Origin of the sequence: Pseudorhodoferax sp. Leaf267, from assembly GCF_001422405.1 — a bacterium.
Lineage (GTDB): Bacteria > Pseudomonadota > Gammaproteobacteria > Burkholderiales > Burkholderiaceae_C > Pseudorhodoferax.
This window is the reverse complement of record NZ_LMMV01000027.1, coordinates 163,190-181,823: the sequence shown is the minus strand read 5'-3', so window position 1 is coordinate 181,823 and position 18,634 is coordinate 163,190. Positions and strand designations below refer to the sequence as shown.

The following is an 18,634-nucleotide window of genomic DNA, read 5'->3' as shown; positions in this document are numbered from 1 at the left end:
CGGGTTCAGAAAATATCGGGCTCGGGCACGGGCTTGCCGAAGGTGGTTTCGAGGAAGTCGAAGTCGCAGCCCTCGTTGGCCTGCTTGATGTGGCGGCCGAACATCCAGCCGTAGCCACGCTCGTAGCGCGGGGGCGGCGGTGTCCAGGCGGCCTTGCGTGCGGCCATCTCCGCGTCGCTGATCTCCAGGTGGATGGTGCGGGCGGGCACATCGACCGTGATGCGGTCGTCGGTCTTCACCAGCGCCAGCGGGCCGCCGATGGCCGCCTCGGGCGAGCAGTGCAGCAGGCAGCCGCCGTAGCTGGTGCCGCTCATGCGCGCGTCGGACAGGCGCAGCATGTCCTTCACGCCCAGCTTCAGCAGCTTGGTCGGGATGGGCAGCATGCCCCACTCCGGCATGCCGGCGCCCAAGGGTCCGGCGTTGCGCAGCACCAGGATGTCGTCGCCGGTCACGTCCAGATCCGGGTCGTCCACGGCCTTCTTCAGGCTGGGGTAGTCGTCGAACACGATGGCGCGGCCGGTGTGGCGCAGCAGGTGCGGCGCGACGGCGCTGGGCTTGATGACCACGCCGTCCGGCGCCAGGTTGCCGCGCAGCACGGCCAGCGCACCCTCGGCGTAGATCGGGTTGTCGAGCGGACGAATCACGTCGTCGTTGTAGACCTCGCTGCCGGCGATGTTCTCGCCGAGGGTCCTGCCGTTGACGGTGAGGGCTTCGGTCTTCAGGTGCGGGCGGATGCGCTCCAGCATCGCGCGCAGGCCGCCGGCGTAGAAGAAGTCCTCCATCAGGTAGGCGTCGCCGCTGGGCCGGATGTTGGCGATGACCTGCACGCGGCGGCTGAAGTCGTCGAAGTCGTCCAGCGTGACGGGGTGGCCGGCGCGGCGCGACATGGCGATCAAGTGGATGATGGCGTTGGTCGAGCAGCCCATGGCCATGGCGCAGGCGATGCCGTTCTCGAAGTTGGCGCGCGTGAGCATCTTGGCGGGCGTGAGGTCGTCCCACACCATGTCGACGATGCGGCGGCCGCATTCGGCGCTCATGCGCACGTGGTTGGCGTCGGCCGCGGGGATGCTGCTGGCACCCGGCAGCGTGAGGCCGATGGACTCGGCGATGCCCATCATGGTCGCGGCCGTGCCCATGGTCATGCAGGTGCCGTGGCTGCGCGCGATGCCGGCTTCCATCTCGTTCCAGGCCTGGTCACTCAGGCGGCCGGCGCGGCGCTCGTCCCAGTACTTGAACGCGTCCGAGCCTGAGCCTAAAACCTTGCCCTTCCAGTTGCCGCGCAGCATGGGGCCGGCCGGCAGGTAGATGAAGGGGATACCCATGGACAGCGCACCCATGGTCAGGCCCGGCGTGGTCTTGTCGCAGCCGCCCATCAGCACGGCGCCGTCCACCGGGTGGCTGCGCAGCAGTTCCTCGGTCTCCATCGCCAGGAAGTTGCGGTACAGCATGGTGGTCGGCTTGACCATGCTTTCCGACAGGCTGATCGCCGGCAGCTCCAGCGGGAAGCCGCCGGCCTGCAGCACGCCGCGCTTCACGTCGTCCACGCGCTGCTTGAAGTGCGTGTGGCACTGGTTCGCGTCGCTCCAGGTGTTGACGATGGCGATGACGGGCTTGCCCACCCAGTCCTCGTAGCCATAGCCCATCTGCAGCACGCGCGAGCGGTGGCCGAAGGAGCGGAAGTCGTCGGGCGCGAACCAGCGCGCGCTGCGCAGGCTCTCGTAGGTGCGTCGTGTCATGGGGTCACTCTGCCTTGATGCCGGCGGCCTTGATCACCTTGGCCCATTTGTCGACTTCGCTCTTCTGGTAGTCGCCGAGCTGGGCCGGCGTCATGTCCGAGGGCAGCATGCCGAAGCCCCTGAGCCGCGCCTGCACCTCAGGCGTGGCGATGATCTTCATGATCTCGGCATGCAGCCTGTCGACGATGGGCTTGGGCGTGCCGGCCGGTGCGAACACCGCCTGCCACGAGCCCATGTCGAAGCCCTTTTGGCCGGCCTCGGCGATGGTGGGCACGTCGGGCAGCGATTCGAGCCGCTTGCCGCTGCTGACGGCGATCGGCCGCAGCTTGCCGGACTGGATGTGTGGGCCGACGATCAGCGTGGTGTCGAACATCATGTCCACCTGGCCGCCCACCACGTCCTGCACGGCCGGGCCGCTGCCCTTGTAGGGCACGTGCGTGAACGCCACGCCCGACTGGTAGCTCAGCAAGGCCAGCGCCATGTGCGGCGAGGTGCCGTTGCCGGGCGAGGCCGAGGACAGGCCGCCTGGTTTGGCGCGGCTGGCGGCCAGCACCTCGTTCAGGGTCTTGTACGGGCTGCTCGCGTTGACCACCAGCACCAGCGGCCCGGAACCCAGCATCGCCACGGGCGTGAAGGACTTGATGGGGTCGTAGTCGAGCTTGGCGTACAGGCTGCCGTTGATGGAATGCGAGCTGATGGTGCCGCCCAGAATGGTGTAGCCGTCCGGCGCGGCGCGCGCCGCCAAGGTGGAGCCCACGCTGCCGCCCGCACCGCCCTTGTTGTCGATGACCACGGGCGTGCCCAGCGCGGTCGACAGCGCCGGGGCGATCACGCGGGCCAGCGTGTCGGTGTTGCCGCCGGGCGGGAAGGGCACCACATAGGTGATCGCCTTGCCGGTGGGCCAGCTGCTTTGCGCGAGGGCCGGCAGGGCCAGGGCGCCGGCCATGGCGGCCAGGGTGGCGATCGCGCCGTGGATCATCGTGCGACGGTGCATGGTCTCTCCTGTTTCGGTGGTTCAGCTTGTAGCGGCGGCATTGAAACACTAATATATTAGTGTGTCAACGCAGAATCCCGCCCCATGAACGCGCTGCCCAAGTTCCGCCTCGACCGCACCCGGCTGGCCACGCCGCAGGTGCTGGAGCGGCTGCGCGAGGCCATCATGGCGCTGGATCTGGCGCCTGGTACGGTGCTGGCGCGGCAGGAGTTGGCCGAGCAGTTCGGCGTGAGCCAGACGCCCGTGCGCGAGGCGCTGATGCGGCTCAACGAAGAGGGCCTGGTCGACGTGTTCCCGCAGCACGCCACGCTGGTGAGCCGCATCGACATCGGTGCGGCGCGGCAGGCGCACTTCCTGCGGCGCGCGATCGAGCTGGAGCTGGTGCGCGAGCTGGCGTTGCAGCCGCCCGCCGGCCTGGTCCAGGCCCTGGAGCGCCAGATCGCCTTGCAGCAGGCGCTGGCCGAGGCGCAGCAGTACGGCGAGTTCGTGGCGGCGGACCGGCGCTTCCATCAGCTGCTGTACGAGGCAGGGGGCATGGCGGCCCTGGTCGACCTGGTGGGCCGCGTGTCCGGCCATGTGGACCGGCTGCGGCGCCTGCACCTGCCCACGGCCGGCAAGACGGCCTCCATCCTGCGCGACCACCGTGCCATCGTGGCCGGCATCGCAGCCGGCGGTCCACAAGCCGCGCAGGAGGCCCTGCGCGCGCACCTGTCAGGCACGCTGTCGGCGGTAGAGGAAATTCGGCGCCTGCATCCGGATTACGTGGTGGACGAGGGCGCTGTGTAAGGGCGTTCGGTCAGGAACGCTTGCCAGCCGCCTTGTCCAGCAATTCCAGCCCCCGCACCTGTTGCGCGGCACCACGCGCGGCGCGCAGCTGAAAGCGCGTTTCGGCATCGAACTCCGCCAGCATCAGGGTGGCCATCTCGTCGATCAGCTTGTTCACGCTCATCTTGCGTTGCTGCGACAGTGCCTTGAGGCGTTGGTACTTGTCGTCGGGAAGTCGGATCGTCAGTGCGCTCATGCGGACTCCTTCAAAAACTGTTCGGGCGACTGCACCTGGATGGATGCGAACTTCAACTCGGTGCGGGTGAAATCGCGCAGGTTGCGTGTCACGATGCATGCCGCATTGCCAGCCACGGCAAGCTCCATCAAATGGTTGTCGCCTTCGTCGGGCAGATTCGGACGCCACATGTAGTAGATGCGCGTCCAGCGGCATGTGGCGGCGAAAATGTCCAGGAGTTCACCGCGTTCGTCTGCGGTCAGTCGGCTTCCGGCGAACAGCGCTTCGCGGCCCAGCACGTCTTCGTACTCCGCGAACAGTGCCGCGCCCATCAGCGGCGTGTGGACACCACGCAGGCAGTCGGCCACGACGCGATGGGCCGCGCCAGCACCCAGGCAAGCGCCGACAAAGACATTGGTGTCCAACACGACGATCATGTCGGAATGCTACTACTGGTGGCATTTTTGCCACCATACGACGGGTTGGCGGCGGCCGGCGTGTCGTGCTTTGTCCACGCCATGACGCGCCAGCATCCGTGCCGCCATAAAATCGCCGCCCCCGAGGAGCGTTGCATCGCCGCGGCTGCAGGGCAGCCCGGCGCCAGGCTCGGGATCGAACAACGACGCTCACCGGCCCCTTACGGATGCCCAGGTGAGACCATGACGACCCACGAAACCGCTGCCTTTTCCCCCGCGCCCGAGAACGCGGCCCCGCCCCCCATGCGCCTGTCGGGCCTGGAGCCCGTCGCTATCGGCGCCGGCACGCTGTTCGTCAACATCGGCGAGCGCACCAACGTCACCGGCTCCAAGGCCTTCGCCCGCATGATCCTGAACGGCGAGTTCGACCAGGCGCTGTCGGTCGCGCGCCAGCAGGTGGAGAACGGTGCCCAGGTCATCGACATCAACATGGACGAGGCCATGCTGGACAGCAAGGCGGCCATGGTGCGCTTCCTGAACCTGATCGCCAGCGAGCCCGACATCGCGCGCGTGCCCATCATGGTCGACAGCTCCAAGTGGGACGTGATCGAGGCCGGCCTGCGCTGCATCCAGGGCAAGGGCATCGTCAACTCCGTCTCGATGAAGGAGGGCGTGGAGAAGTTCAAGCACGAGGCGCGCCTCGTGCGCCGCTACGGCGCAGCCGCCGTGGTGATGGCCTTCGACGAGCAGGGCCAGGCCGACACCTTCGCGCGCAAGATCGAGATCTGCGAACGCGCCTACCGCATCCTGGTGGACGAGGTCGGCTTCCCGCCCGAGGACATCATCTTCGACCCCAACATCTTCGCGGTGGCCACGGGCATCGAGGAGCACAACAACTACGCGGTGGACTTCATCGAGGCCGTGCGCTGGATCAAGCAGAACCTGCCGGGTGCCAAGGTGTCGGGCGGCGTGTCCAACGTGAGCTTCTCCTTCCGCGGCAACGACCCGGTGCGCGAGGCCATCCACACCGTGTTCCTGTACCACGCGATCCAGGCCGGCATGGACATGGGCATCGTCAACGCGGGCATGGTCGGCGTCTACGACGACCTGGAGCCGGTGCTGCGCGAGCGCGTGGAAGACGTGGTGCTGAACCGCCGGCCCGATGCCGGCGAGCGCCTGGTCGAGGTGGCCGAAAGCGCCAAGAGCGGTGCCAAGGACGAGAGCAGGAAGAACGACTGGCGCGGCACGCCCGAGGCGCCGGTCACGGTCGAGGCGCGCCTGGCACACGCCATGGTGCACGGCATCACCGACTTCATCGTGCCCGACACCGAGGAGGCCTACCAGGCGGTGCTGGCCAAGGGCGGCCGGCCGCTGCACGTGATCGAAGGCCCGCTGATGGCCGGCATGAACATCGTGGGCGACCTGTTCGGCGCCGGCAAGATGTTCCTGCCGCAGGTGGTGAAGTCAGCGCGCGTGATGAAGTCCGCCGTGGCCCACCTCATCCCGTACATCGAGGAAGAAAAGCGCCAGGACGAGGCCGCCGGCCGCGACGTGCGCACCAAGGGCAAGATCATCATCGCCACCGTGAAGGGCGACGTGCACGACATCGGCAAGAACATCGTGACCGTGGTCCTGCAGTGCAACAACTTCGAGGTGGTGAACATGGGCGTGATGGTCCCGTGCCACGAGATCCTGGCCAAGGCCAAGGTCGAGGGCGCGGACATCGTGGGCCTGTCGGGCCTCATCACGCCCAGCCTGGAGGAGATGCAGTACGTGGCTGGCGAGATGCAGAAGGACGCGCACTTCCGCATCAAGAAGATTCCACTGCTGATCGGCGGCGCCACCACCAGCCGCGTGCACACCGCCGTGAAGATCGCGCCGCATTACGAAGGTCCTGTCGTCTACGTGCCCGATGCCTCGCGCAGCGTGGGCGTGGCGCAGAGCCTGCTGTCCGACCAGGCTGCGGCGTACATCGACGAGCTGAACGCCGACTACGTGAAGGTGCGCGAGCAGCACGCCAACAAGAAGCAGACGCCGCTGTGGCCCATCGCCAAGGCGCGCAGCAACAGGACGCGCGTGGACTGGTCCACTTACCAGCCCACCAAGCCGAAGTTCATCGGCCGGCGCGTGTTCAAGAACTTCGACCTGACGGAGCTGGCGAAGTACATCGACTGGGGTCCGTTCTTCCAGACCTGGGACCTGGCCGGCCCGTTCCCGGCCATCCTGAAGGACGAGGTGGTCGGCTCCGAGGCCGTGCGCGTCTACGCGGATGGCCAGCGCATGCTCAAGCGCCTGATCGAAGGCCGCTGGCTCACGGCCAACGGCGTGATCGGCCTGTACCCGGCCAACACGGTGAACGACGACGACATTGCGCTCTATACCGACGAGTCGCGCAGCCAGGTCGCGCTGACCTGGCACGGCCTGCGCCAGCAGACCGAGAAGCAGGCCATCGACGGCGTGATGCGGCCCAGCCGCTGCCTGGCCGACTTCGTGGCGCCCGCCGGCAGCGGCATCGCCGACTACGCCGGCATGTTCGCCGTGACGGCCGGCATCGGCGCCGAGAAGCGCGAGAAGTTCTTCACCGACGACCTGGACGACTACTCGGCCATCATGTTCAAGGCCATTGCCGACCGGCTGGCCGAGGCCTTCGCCGAATGCCTGCACCACCGCGTGCGCACCGACCTGTGGGGCTACGCGCCGCGCGAGGCGCTGGACGTGGACGCCATGGTGCGCGAGGAATACCGCGGCATCCGCCCCGCGCCGGGCTACCCGGCCTGCCCCGAGCACAGCGTCAAGCGCGCGCTGTTCGACGTGCTGCAGGCCGAAGAGATCGGCATGACGCTGACCGACAGCCTGGCCATGCTGCCGGCGGCCAGCGTGAGCGGCTTCTACATCGGCCACCCGGACAGCGTGTACTTCAACGTCGGCAAGATCGGGCAAGACCAGGTGGAAGACCTGGCGCGCCGGCGTGGCGTGGACGTGGCCGAGATGCAGCGCGCGTTGGCACCGAATCTCTGAGCGGTTTCGGCCGCGCGCCGAACGGGTTTCCCGCCTGTCACCAACTCTTTACGCGGAATTACACAGCCGACATCGGCGCGAGCGCTGTGTTGCATAGCCTTGGTGCGCAAGGGAATGCCGCGTGCGTTCCCGAACCCGATGTCGAACCGTAGAAGAGGACACCATGCACGACGCACTGCAAACCATCCCGACAGCCCCAACCCAGTCATCCAACGCGCGCCCGCTGTGGCTCGCGGTCGGTGTGCTCGGCCTTCTGGTCGCACTGCTCGGTGGCGTGGTCATGGGCATGCACCTGACCGACGCCGTGCCGGCACCCGCAACGGGCCTGCAGTCCAGGCTCAGCGGCGCCCAGGGCTCGGCGCTGGAGCCCGCGGAGGCTGGCGGGAAAGCGGCCGCCGCACCGGTCCGTGCCAAACCCGCGCCCGTGCGCAGCACCCCACCCGTCGTGCAGGCCGCGGCGCGCTGTGACAACTGCGGCACCGTGCTGTCGTCCACGCCCGTGGCGCATGAAGGGCAGGCCAACGGCATCGGCGCCGTGACCGGTGCGGTGGTCGGCGGCGTGGTCGGCAACCAGGTGGGCGGCGGCTCCGGCCGTGCCGTGGCCACGGTGCTGGGCGCGCTGGGCGGCGGCTGGGCCGGCAACGCGGTCGAAAAGAAGGTCCGCCAGTCCACGCATTACGCCGTGCGCGTGCGCATGGAAGACGGCAGCGTGCGGACTCTGGAACAGGCCGAACCCGTATCCGCCGGCAGCCCCGTTGTGGTGCAAGGCGGTGTGGCGCGCATCGCGGCGGCCTCGGGCCGGGTGGTCGCGACCCGAGGCTGACCAGTTGCAGGGCTGGGCCCTGCGCAACCCCCGTTTTCCGCAAGCCGAGGCCTGGTGCCTCGGCTTTTTGCCATTCGGGCGGGAAAAGCTGCTAATTCGCCCGATCAGGTTGTAACAAGCGTGCAGCCGTCAGTTGGCGGTCAGCCAAGCTCCGCTCACAGAGGGGGGCGGCTTCGTGTCACGCAAAAAAAGATGATGTGAATTGCGCGCACAAGGGAACTTTTCACGGTTGCTGACAATTTGTGGTGGAGTCGACCTACAAAAACTAATAGCATTGTCCTACACCGAGTCGCAGCCTACACACAACCCTTTTTTTCACATCTTCGTATGAATACCCCCAAGACCACCCCTGTAAATGAGCGTTTTGGGCAATATTTCCGCGTGTCGCCTGCGCTGGACGATGCGGCGCGCGACGAAGTGTATTTTATTCGCCACGATGTCTACGCCCGTGAGCTGGGTTTCGAGCCGGTGCGGCCCGACGCGCGCGAGATGGACGTCTACGACCGCCATTCGCTGCACTGCGTGGTGCGGACGAACGATGACAACGTGCGACCGGTGGGTTGTGCACGTGTGGTGCTGGTGGACCCGCGCAACCCGCAGGCGCCCTTGCCATTCGAGATCGCCTGCAAGGATTCGCTGGACCGCAGCATCATCGACCCGGCCAGCTTGCCGCGCGACCGCATCGCCGAAGTCTCCCGGCTCGCCGTGATGGGTGAGTTCCGCCGCCGCAAGGGCGAGGACCGCCGCCCGGTGGCGCTGTCCACGGCAGACAGCGCGGCCGCCCAGCCGGGCAACCCGATGTCCCGCTTCCCGAACATTCCGGTCAGCCTGTATTTCGGTGCCGTGGCGATGGCCCAGCGCCAGGGCATCGAATACCTGTTCACGCTGACCGAACCCCGGCTGGCCAAGCACTTCGCCCGTGGCGGCGTGAACATCCAGGCCATTGGTGCACCGATCGAGCACCGCGGCCTGCGCGTGCCGTCGCTGATGCGCGTGTCCGAGCTGTATTCCAGCCTGCGCGCGATGGTGCGCCCGATCTGGCACGAGGTGCACGCGCAGATCGACACCGCCTACCTGGTGCACCACGCCATCGAACAGTCGCTGCAGGAGCGCGAAACGGTCAGCGTGTCCGTGCCGCTCGGGCCAGTCGTCGACGCCTGATCGCTCAAGCCGTCGCCGTGCGCAAGGCACGGCGGTATTGCACGGCCTCGGCCACGTGGCCGACCTCCACCCGTTCCGACCCCGCCAGATCCGCAATCGTGCGGGCCACGCGCAGGGCGCGGTGCGTGCTGCGCGCCGACCAGCCCAGCCGCGTGCCGGCCGTGTTCAGGAACCTGGTGGCCTCGTCGGTGCGCTGCAGGTGGATGTCCAGCTCCTGCCCTTGCAGCGCCTGGTTGCTCTTGCCCTGGCGCTCCAGCGCACGCTGGCGCGCGGCCGTGCAGCGCGCGCGGATGGCGGCCGTGCCCTCGCCGGGCGGGGCCTGCAGCAGGTCTTGCGGCGCCAGCGCCGGCACTTCCAGGTGCAGGTCGATGCGGTCGAGCAGCGGCCCGCTGAGCTTGCCCTGGTACCGCGCGATCTGGTCCGGCGAGCAGCGGCAGGCGCGTTGGGGCGAGCCCAGGTAGCCGCACGGGCAGGGGTTCATGGCCGCGACGAGCTGGAAGCGCGCCGGGAACTCCGCGCGCCGGGTCGCGCGCGCGATCACGATGCTGCCGGTCTCCAGCGGCTCACGCAGTGCCTCGAGCGCCGCCCTCGGGAACTCGGCCAGCTCGTCCATGATTATGTTTGAGCGTGCGCTATCCGACTGGACGTCTTCCCTCTGTAGACACAGTCGGCTAGTGGAGCTGCGCTAGCCGCATGTGCAGGGGGCGATGCGAGACTGGGGCCGGCCCTCGCCCATGGCAGAAGTAGGAGGTAGCTAGTCGAGGGGCCAGCCGTCCAACAATGAAGCGCTCTCTTGACCAGGCAAAGTGCCCGCGCGATGAACGGCGGCCGGACGCTTGGAACCGCAGACAAGCTGGCGCCTTCCAAACGTACCCACGCCGGTCACTTGGCGGCCAATGTCACGAGCGGCAGTTCGTATCAGGGTGTCACGCGGCCCTGAGGCATCTCCAGCAGCTTGGCTGCTTCGACGTCAAAGTACGCGGCTATGCGATCCAGGTTGTCGATGGTGATGTTCGAGACCTCCCTCTCCACCTGGCTGATGTAGGTACGGTGAAAGCCGCACTCCGCAGCAAGCCGTTCCTGAGAGAGTCCGGCCTCTTGGCGCATTCGGCGCACGTTCAGCGCCAGGAGCGTCCGCGCCACATTCTTCTTCTTCATAGAGGCCAAGCCTCTACAACTTCATACTAAACGTCTACAGCGTAAAAATCTACGGTTTAAACATATACTGCTTATACATCTCAATTTGGCGCGGACCTCCTCGTAACGATGCATTGCTTAAGCCTGTCGCAGTCGATCATGGAAGTGTCCTCGGCCGCATTCAGGTGGCCAGAGAGCACCAAGCCTTGGATCGTGGCGACCACTCTGAACAACAACGGACTCGATGCGCATCTGCAGACCATGAGTGCCGACAGCGGCTTAGAGTTGGCTGGGGCCCTCGCGGCCAACGAGAACCCGCCGGTGAGTATTGAATGCTTTGTCATTGAGGGCGAAAGCTGGAACATGCGTCGCGTGTCCGAGGTGCTGGTGGGGATGCTGGGTGAGGCCTCCGTGGCAGTGTTCAGAGATCACGAGGGACTGGATTTCTGTCCGGATGCGCCTGCCGTCCCAGCCAACCAAATTGCATCCCTAGTCTCAGTCGCGAAAGTCGCGTTGCCGCAGGCGGTAGTCCCACCAGTGGTTGTTAGCGCGAATGCGCACTTCCACCAAGCGATTGCGGATGCAATAGGACGTCAACGAGCCGATGCCCCGACTGCGGGGGTCTCGTTGCGAGAGGGTGCAGAGGCGAGCCGCGGCACGGACGGAGCGCCCTGAGATGCATGCTCCGAAAGTCGGGCAACCGTTGGACCTCGTCCTCATAGGACGGCTGGTGGCCCTCGACCGTGGCGGTTAAATCTGTTCATCGTTCGGAGGCTTCTATGGCGCGGAACCGCTATCTCGCTCGGACGATTCGCGCACGTCTTCGAGAAACACCTTGGAACGCCGCAACCATCGCCTGGCGCGCAGGCGTTAGCAGAACCGTGATGGCAAGAATCCTTCACGGAGACGATGACGTTGGGTTCGGGCTCTTCTGCGACGTCGCCTTCGAACTGAGGCTCTCTGTCGAGTTTCATCCGCTCATGGAGCCGGAACGAAAGTCGGGACCAATCCCAACGGTTGTAGACCTGGCAATCCTCCGGTTGCAGGTGAAGTGAAAGCTCAACATGTACCTGTTTGTTGATGCAGAGTTTCTGCCGCTTCCGGGCGATTCGCACATGCTGCTCAGCATCGGCATGTGTGGGCCGTTGGGCGAAGAGTTCTACGGCGAGCTGGAGACCGCAGTCGACGCATCGGAGAACGACTTCGTTGTCGAGCACGTACTGCCGCAACTCAACAAGGGTCTGGGCCTCCGCGGAAGCCAGGAGACGATCCGGAGCGCCTTGGTCGAATGGCTCCGCCGTTTCGAAGGAGAGCGTATCGAACTTTGCTACGACTTCCATGTCGACCGACTTGCCTTCGAAGAGCTCGTCGATTCGGCGTCGCTGTCTCCCCGTTTCGGTTTCGAGGCGGTTCACGTAGCCTACCTGCTCGGCGATGCGGATGCAGCGCTGGCCGCAGATGCCTGCTGGGCAGAACTCGAACGGTCACGCGGCCTCCGACGACACCATGCGCTTGCTGACGCCATTGCGTTGCGTGCCCGGTTCAACTCTGCGCACTCCATCGAAATGGATGATCCGAACGGATTGACCGCGCCGATGGACCCCCGCGTCGGCGAGGGGGGGCAGAGACCGAGCTGTATTGACGATGTGATTGATCTACGCGAGGCATCGCGACTGCTGCATGTTTCTCGGACCGCGATCCGCAAGCTCGTCAATGCTGGTGCGTTGGATGTCATTCGAACGACGCAGTTTGGGGACGAGCGCGTGTCGAGAAGCGCAGTTCTCGAACATCGGGCGGCGATGAAAAGGAGGCAGGCCCGAGGCCTGAAGCAAATGATGGAAGCTTCCACCAAGCTGGGCCTCTACGACGACGAGCTACTGCTAGCTCAAGGGCCCAGGCGAGGTTCGAAGCCTCAGAGCACTACTGCAGATTGAGACATGTCGCACTCGAGATTGAATGTTGTCGGCGAGGACCTGATGCGATGAGTCCGATCCACGTTCCTGAGCCCCGGCTAGGCCTGGACATCGGCCGCGTCCTCATAGCACCGTGCGACAACGGCAGCGACGATACGTCGTTCATCGGCGGGTCATTGAAAGACGCACTTTCCACGCCTCCCCACCCTGGAATGTTTGAGTGCGTCCCAGTGATCGTCCAGAGATTCGAGCGGGCTGTCTGGTTAGTTTCGAAGGCTGGTCCAAGGGTGCAAGAGCGAACACGAAAATGGCTCGACCATCACAACTTCTACCAGCGCACAAACATCCGGCGCGAGAACGTCCGCTTTTGCCTGGAGCGGCGGGATAAGGCAACCCACTGCGCCGAGCTTGGCCTGACCCATTTTGTGGACGACCGCGAGGACGTGCTGCGGCACATGGAAGGCGTGGTGCAGCACAGGTACCTCTTCGGCCCTCAAGACCGGACGATCATCGACAAGCGCCTGACCCGGGTCTCTACTTGGGCGGAGGCCTGCAGCAAGGTCATGCCGCAGGTCCCAAGGGGCGCACGAGGCACAGCGCGGTGATGGCACGGCCGGTCACTGACAGGGCTCCTCGGGAGGCCGAAGAACCGACTGAGTTCACAGCCCAGGATCAAATCCGCTGGATGGAACTCATGACCGGGCCGAGGATGCGACAAGCACTGTATCGGACACCGACGAGCGAAATTCTGGAGTTGCTGATGCCCGCGAGCTGTCCTGCGGAATGCGTTTTTGCGCTGGCAGTGGCGATGGGAACCTCCCCCAAATTGATCGCGCGCTGGCTCCAGCTTTCCGGTTCCGCAGTAGGTTCGGAGGCGCTACCGCTGTGCGATGCAGAGAAGCTTGTAGGCTTGGCAAGACTCATCGGGCAGGTGGACGAAGCGGTCGCGGGCTGGTGTGACGCGAGCAGTTTCTTCGTGTCGGGAATATGGCTTCTTCACTGGTTGCGTGCTCGAAGCACCTTGCCTGGGCGAAAGGCCAGGTGGGCGTACTTGAGCTTGGCTGCTGGCCGAGACGGACTCGCTGAGCTTCTTCGTAACGAACGATTCGAAAACATTCGCATCCGTCCGCGCCCGGCTGGGCTGCTGGCGATGCCGCCCAGTTTGAATCGGCCGGGAGTGACCAGGGGATGCGTATGAATACCCCTTCGCACTACGCAGAAGTCAGATGCCCAGAATGCGGCTGGGTTCATGTTTCCGTGCCGGTGACAGTGGTGTCAGATGGTGGCTCGCAAGAGCAACAGGAACGGTACTACCGCTGCTTTCGATGCAGAGCGCCAAGCGCCACGTTCGTACCGGCCGGGCCTGATGATGCTCCCATTGGCGCGACGCTCCAGCCAGTGGTCATCCCCAGTGCGCACAGCTCAAAAGTTCTTGTTATCGCGCTCGACCTGGAGGGCACGCTCATCAGCAGCGCCGTGTCGCAGTTTCCGCGGCCGCATCTCTTCGACTTCCTCACCGGCTGCCAAGACCTGGTCCAACGCATCGTCATGTTCACGACCGTCAGCGAATCTCGGTTCCGCTCTATCGCTGAGCTGCTCGTGCGCGAGCGGCACGCTCCGACATGGTTTGCATCCGTCGAGTACGTTGCGTGGTCAGGGCCCCGGAAAGACCTCTCCTTCGTCCCGTTGGCGAAGATCGAGGAGGTGTTGCTTGTGGATGACGTTGAGCTGTATGTCCAGCCGTCTCAACGGGAGCAATGGGTACCGATTCAGGGTTTCGAACCGCCAGGTGATGATGACGTCGAGCTGGTTCGTGTTCTGCATGAGCTGCGCAAGCGGATCGGCTTCAATCGAAATGGGCCAGCCACCGTCCCCCTTGTTGAAGGACCTGCATGACTGGCCTCAAGCACGCTCGTAAGCGGATCGAAGAGAACCCGCGCGCTGAGGCCGCTATGGTATTGGCCGATCTAGTCATCTCGCTGGAATCGGAAACGCCGTTCTTGCTGGAACGCCTCAATGCCCTGAAGCTTGCCGACTTCGTTCTCTCTTTCGAACTCATCGCCGAGTGGCGGATGCCGCGTTACTACAGCGAGAAAGGCAAGCTGCTGGACTTAGCATTGCAGGCGCAGAACCTTGACGCGCAATGAGGTATGGTCTTCCGACGCACAAAACAGATCGGGCTATCGTCGTCGCCGCTCAATGACGTGTTGCAGTCGCCGGGCAGCACGGCAGTCAAGGGTGAGGATCAGATTCTGGCGAATGCACCAGCGCTGAACTGACACCAACTCCGCAGATGTCATTTTGGTACGCCACCATCAACTGGCACACCATCGGTTTGTAGCCACCTATGGCGTCTAACGGTTTCCGGCAGAACCGCCGCCGACACGCAGCCAAAGTCGGGCAAACTCGCCGATCCGGCTCGACTCTACGTTTTTATGAGACACAGGTTGACACGTTCGCAAGTGCGTACCGCTGCGGCGACACAGCTTCTCGACTCCTTGCACAGGTACGTTTACGGCAATCCTCTGGACATGAACGAAAGGTTGATGTTCGAAGATGTGCCGCTACTCGATTACGCGTTGGCTGCGGCAGAGCCGCTGCCGCAGACGGCGCTTCACAGAGTTCTCTATGACTTGGCTTACAACAGTTGGTATGTGGCTTACGATGACCTTGAGTTCGCAGCAGATTTGCTGCCCGAGGCCCGCGACTTTCTAGCGATCACATTCCAGGAGATGCGAATACCGATGCCTTCGGAGTTCGCCACGGAAGACCCAGACGCGTTTAGGGCTGCTCGTGACAAGCACGCCGAACTTTTTGCTCGCGGTCTCTATTTCATAGTCGATGACGCGTTCGCCATCGCATGGCGGATGCGGGCAATCTTGTCAGCCTTCAACGAGCGACTTGCCGCGACGATCCGCCCGCTGAGGGTGACCGACGACAAACGCTTAGTGGCCGACGGACGGCTTCCGCGTGTTAGCCGACTGCCTGCATGGTTGATGAGCAACCTCCTGGCGCGCGAAACCGGACTTTGTCACGAATGCGGTCGCCCGGTCGCTGCAGCTCTTGGCAGCGCAGAATCGCCCCACGTCGATCACGTCATTGCGTTGGCGCACAGTGGAGGTAACGACCCAACGAATTTTCGAATCCTGTGCGCACCGTGCAACCTGGCGCGAGGCGCGAAGCCTGTGACCATCGTCGACCAGTTCACGTGGCCAAACGCTAGACCTTTTTGATCGGTCCGCTTTCTCGCCGCCGGACCTCTGTCGCGGGACTATCAGAATAGTGACCTGCGCCGGTGCGGGTCATCTCTTCACAGCGGAAACCACCAGCCAAGCAGGATTGGGACACTTTGAGAGCTCGATGACTGTCAGCAGTCGTTCGCAACTGGCAGCAGTTGGCCGAGACCGGGTCTACACGGTCTGCAGCAGGTGGTTATCGACCACGACCGAAGCGGGACCTCCGGTGGTGCTCGCCCGACACCCTCAGTGCGGCAAGGGCTAGCATCCCGGCATGCGGTCGTGCTCCAGCTCGTTAACGCTTAAGCTTGTGGCTGCGCGCTGCGTTCCGTCACCAGTTCTGATGGGCGCGCCGGGCATCCTTGAAGAACCTAGTTCCCAATTTGGACTCGGCATCAGGGGTGGACGACAACAAGGGAGGCACAGTCGCCTCCGCCTGGAGAGAAGGCGACAGCTGTGACCAAGAAGTCCAAGAAGAAGCAGGCGCTTGGCGCAAATGCAAGACAAGCCGTGAGGGTGGTCGATGACGCTCTGAATCTACCTGCGTCCGCGCAGCCGCTGCATCGGATGTCGGACCTGGAATCGTTGGTTCGTGGACACGTGGAAGGGCAAGACTGGGCCAAGGTTCTGGAGATGGGGCGGCTCCCGATGACATCGGTTCATGTGGAAGACCGGCCGAGAGCCGCCATTTGGCTGCTGCGCGTCAAGACTCTCGCGCTCCATCCACCGGGGACAGAATCGGTTCACAGCCTGACCAAAGAGGTTCGCGAGGAGCTTGAACAGGCCCTTGAGGAGTTGGCTGAGCGAGTGGACGCCTTCCACACCCTGCCGCAGTTCGACCTGTATTTGGCAACTCGCCGTTGGTCGGTGGAAGACAACCTGCAAGTGTTCAACCGCTTGACGCGGGCGTGCATGGAGATAACTAACGTTGGTTGGATTCTGAAGCTCCGAGACCGAGCGCTGAGGCTGATGAATGCCAGAGACGAAGACGACGAGGAGGTGACCTCGGAGCAACGCGCGTTGCTCGAATCCTTGCCAGATATGACTTTGCCGCTCAGTGAGGTCTACGCGTCTGCGGAAGCAGGGGGCGCTCTTGATGAAGAGGGCCGCGCGTTCATAAAAGTGCTGCGGCTCGACCTCGACCTGCGGATGGCGGACCCTTGGGACTACGGCCGGGTAGGTGATGCGGTGTTTGCGTTGCCCTCCCCCTTGCAGACTGACTTGCGTGGATTGCCGCGGGACGACCCGCGGGGAGGTGCTTATCAACACCTGACACCAAATGCCTGGGCGTTCATGTGGGAGCTCGAACACACGTCGTTCGAGGAGCTGCCGGGCGTGCTGGAGCGCTACCAAGAGCCCTTCATCTGTGATGCCTGCGAGGGCTTGCGATTGGTCGTGGCGAGCCTTGTGGTGCCCCCTGCGATAACGGATGGATACCTGGCGGAGGGCGTCCGAGCTTTGATGCGGTTCGCCAACGACAGTCCAGACTCACTGGGTGAGAGCGTGACAGTGCAGTTGTCCGAAGGGCCGCGCGAACTGGACATCGGAGCCAACGGCCTTCGAATGGCTTCGGTAGGCGACTTGCTGCTTCGGCTGTATGAGGGCTCCCCGGAGCAGTTTTCGAGATTCGACGAGCTTTGCAGCCTGTACCGGATATTTGTTGCCAGTACCGAGTACGCTCCTCTGGAGAACGAGCAGAACGGCGACGAAAACATGCCAGGCCTGCCTTGGCTGTGTGTGCAAAGCCTTTCGTTTCAGTTCGCGGCGGCGTGCGTGGTTCAAGGTGTCGCTGGACGTATGCGCCTACTGCTTGACGCCCTGCGGCGAGCAGTGGATGCCGACGAGCCCGTGCCATACAACTACTACACGGGCGAACTGGCGGGCGAAGACCTTGACGATGTTGGTGCGGGCCGGGTCCTCGAGGCGTTGGGCCAACTCGTCCCGAGGCGTGGCGCGATGGATGAGCGTGCCGAACGGCTGTGGCGCGATGTTGTTGCGCCGATCTTTCAAGCTCTTTCACACGTCAGCGATGACGTGCGCCGCCGAGCCGTTGACCTCGCTCGAGCGTTCAGCGCCGACCTGCTCGCAAAAGGCGAGTCGTTCCAACTTGGTTATCTGGAGCAAGTTGCTGGCGACCCCTCCGAGGCTCTGCGCTACTACCTCGTCAACATCGACTCAGCCAAGGACGTGCCAGAGGTAGCGGTCAAGAACGCGAAGCTGCTGTGGTCCCGGGCGGAGGCCAGGCGAGTCCAGGACCTCGTCGAAATCCTGGACGAGAACGCGAAAACGTCACGCCGGGCCGACCTTGTGCGAGAACTTCTGGCCGACGCAAAAGCACGGGCAAGCCTTCTCAACCGACAGGACCAGTTCGAACGTACCGCGGTCAATCGGTGGCCGTCGCTGACGGCGCCCGCCCGCAAGCTGCTCAGCGTGTTCGCCAGCATCAACAGCTATAACGGGCTGGCAGAGGTCGCCGAGTATGCAGGCATGGAGATGGCGTGGGCGCAACGTCACTACAGCAAGCTGGTGGAACTAGGCATGCTGCTCGTGACGGACCACAGCTTTCGCATCAACCCGCACATAGCACCGCTGCTCGAGCGTGAGTCACAACATGCGGTCGTCGGCAGGATCGTTCGCGCTCAGGGAACCAGCGCGATCAAGCAGGTGTTCAACAGTCAGCGCGAGTTCACCATCTACCAAGTGTTGGTGCAACTGTGCCCCAACCACCTCGTCTTTCCAAATTGCTCGCTGCAGAGCCTCATGGCCTACGAGCGGATGAAGGAGCTGGTGAACGACGATGATTTTGGCTACTACCTGCGAGCGAGCGTCGACATCGTGGTGGTGTCGTCTACAACCTACCTTCCAATGCTAGCAATCGAGGTTGACTCGGTATGGCACGACACGGAGCGGCAGCAGAAAAATGACGAGAAGAAGGATCGGCTGTTCGCTGCCGCGGGTGTCCCCTTCATGCGCCTCCGACCGGTAGGCAGCCCGTCCGAAAGCACTGTCCGTGCTCAGGTGGCCGAGCATGTGGACGAGCTAGTGCGTAGTCTGCGCGCTGACTTGCCCGGGTATGACCAAGCACGTCGGCTTCTGGAAAATCTGTCCGTAGTCGGCTGATACTGCGGCCGGCACGGTATGGTTGCCGCGTTGAAAAGCTTCTACAGCCCCCGCCAGTGAAGCACATCGGGCCTCATGAA

The 18,634-nt window shown here is 64.2% G+C and carries 16 protein-coding genes, 1 pseudogene and 1 riboswitch; of the genes and pseudogenes, 11 read left to right on the top strand and 6 right to left on the bottom strand.

The genetic code is table 11. From position 1 onward, the window contains the following. Positions 1–5 precede the first annotated feature (5 nt). On the bottom strand, positions 6–1,736 hold the full coding sequence (gene araD / locus ASF43_RS29040) for an L-arabinonate dehydratase (protein ID WP_056189641.1): 1,731 nt from the start codon (positions 1,734–1,736) through the stop codon (positions 6–8). Between the two features lie 4 nt (positions 1,737–1,740). Beyond that, the gene (locus ASF43_RS29035) at positions 1,741–2,730 is read right to left on the bottom strand and encodes a tripartite tricarboxylate transporter substrate binding protein (RefSeq protein WP_056189638.1); all 990 of its coding nucleotides are present in this window, start codon (positions 2,728–2,730) and stop codon (positions 1,741–1,743) included. 84 nt (positions 2,731–2,814) lie between these two features. Here ASF43_RS29035 and ASF43_RS29030 point away from each other — a divergent pair, with 84 nt between their 5' ends. Further along, on the top strand, positions 2,815–3,516 hold the full coding sequence (locus ASF43_RS29030; protein WP_056189635.1) for a GntR family transcriptional regulator: 702 nt from the start codon (positions 2,815–2,817) through the stop codon (positions 3,514–3,516). A gap of 10 nt (positions 3,517–3,526) precedes the next feature. Here ASF43_RS29030 and ASF43_RS29025 read toward each other — a convergent pair whose 3' ends face one another. Together ASF43_RS29025 and ASF43_RS29020 are read right to left on the bottom strand one after the other, a co-directional pair. Then, complete coding sequence (locus ASF43_RS29025) at positions 3,527–3,751, bottom strand: ribbon-helix-helix domain-containing protein (RefSeq protein ID WP_056189633.1); 225 nt, start codon at positions 3,749–3,751, stop codon at positions 3,527–3,529. Further along, the gene (locus ASF43_RS29020; protein WP_056189630.1) at positions 3,748–4,167 is read right to left on the bottom strand and encodes a putative toxin-antitoxin system toxin component, PIN family; all 420 of its coding nucleotides are present in this window, start codon (positions 4,165–4,167) and stop codon (positions 3,748–3,750) included. The genes ASF43_RS29025 and ASF43_RS29020 overlap by 4 nt, the downstream gene beginning before the upstream one ends. A gap of 119 nt (positions 4,168–4,286) precedes the next feature. Continuing rightward, a riboswitch (S-adenosyl-L-homocysteine riboswitch) is annotated at positions 4,287–4,365 on the top strand. A gap of 24 nt (positions 4,366–4,389) precedes the next feature. Here ASF43_RS29020 and metH point away from each other — a divergent pair. From metH to ASF43_RS29005, 3 genes are all read left to right on the top strand, one after another. After that, positions 4,390–7,164 carry a methionine synthase gene (metH, locus tag ASF43_RS29015; RefSeq protein WP_082498242.1) on the top strand — a complete coding sequence of 925 codons (2,775 nt, stop codon included), beginning with the start codon at positions 4,390–4,392 and terminating at the stop codon, positions 7,162–7,164. Positions 7,165–7,327: 163 nt separating this feature from the next. Then, positions 7,328–7,987, top strand: coding sequence for a glycine zipper 2TM domain-containing protein (locus ASF43_RS29010; protein ID WP_082498241.1), 660 nt, complete (start codon positions 7,328–7,330; stop codon positions 7,985–7,987). 327 nt (positions 7,988–8,314) lie between these two features. Beyond that, positions 8,315–9,148: a PEP-CTERM/exosortase system-associated acyltransferase gene (locus ASF43_RS29005; protein ID WP_082498240.1), complete on the top strand. Its 834-nt coding sequence runs from the start codon at positions 8,315–8,317 to the stop codon at positions 9,146–9,148. Positions 9,149–9,152: 4 nt separating this feature from the next. Here the strand turns inward: ASF43_RS29005 and ASF43_RS29000 are convergent. Together ASF43_RS29000 and ASF43_RS28995 are read right to left on the bottom strand one after the other, a co-directional pair. Then, positions 9,153–9,761 (bottom strand): annotated as a pseudogene (locus ASF43_RS29000) (ATP-binding protein); the annotation flags it as partial. Positions 9,762–10,066: 305 nt separating this feature from the next. After that, a complete protein-coding gene (locus ASF43_RS28995) occupies positions 10,067–10,306 on the bottom strand; it encodes a helix-turn-helix domain-containing protein (protein ID WP_056189624.1) in 240 nt (79 codons plus the stop codon). A gap of 138 nt (positions 10,307–10,444) precedes the next feature. On the opposite strand from ASF43_RS28995, the gene ASF43_RS31110 reads away from it, so the two are divergent. The 7 genes from ASF43_RS31110 (at position 10,445) to ASF43_RS28965 (ending at position 18,554) form a co-directional block, all read left to right on the top strand. Continuing rightward, the gene (locus ASF43_RS31110; RefSeq protein WP_156373572.1) at positions 10,445–10,960 is read left to right on the top strand and encodes a hypothetical protein; all 516 of its coding nucleotides are present in this window, start codon (positions 10,445–10,447) and stop codon (positions 10,958–10,960) included. Between the two features lie 389 nt (positions 10,961–11,349). Beyond that, positions 11,350–12,219: a hypothetical protein gene (locus tag ASF43_RS28990; RefSeq protein WP_056189621.1), complete on the top strand. Its 870-nt coding sequence runs from the start codon at positions 11,350–11,352 to the stop codon at positions 12,217–12,219. Positions 12,220–12,266: 47 nt separating this feature from the next. Continuing rightward, positions 12,267–12,803, top strand: a complete 537-nt coding sequence (locus ASF43_RS28985; RefSeq protein WP_200932630.1) for a hypothetical protein — start codon at positions 12,267–12,269, stop codon at positions 12,801–12,803. A 589-nt stretch (positions 12,804–13,392) separates the two neighbouring features. Then, complete coding sequence (locus ASF43_RS30240) at positions 13,393–14,094, top strand: NIF family HAD-type phosphatase (protein ID WP_082498258.1); 702 nt, start codon at positions 13,393–13,395, stop codon at positions 14,092–14,094. Next, positions 14,091–14,345: a hypothetical protein gene (locus ASF43_RS28975; RefSeq protein WP_056189619.1), complete on the top strand. Its 255-nt coding sequence runs from the start codon at positions 14,091–14,093 to the stop codon at positions 14,343–14,345. Before ASF43_RS30240 ends, ASF43_RS28975 begins: the two co-directional genes overlap by 4 nt. A gap of 300 nt (positions 14,346–14,645) precedes the next feature. After that, positions 14,646–15,431 carry an HNH endonuclease gene (locus ASF43_RS28970; protein ID WP_162241868.1) on the top strand — a complete coding sequence of 262 codons (786 nt, stop codon included), beginning with the start codon at positions 14,646–14,648 and terminating at the stop codon, positions 15,429–15,431. 459 nt (positions 15,432–15,890) lie between these two features. Next, entirely contained in the window at positions 15,891–18,554 is a 2,664-nt protein-coding gene (locus ASF43_RS28965) for a DUF2726 domain-containing protein (RefSeq protein WP_156373571.1), read from the top strand. Positions 18,555–18,634: the final 80 nt, after the last annotated feature.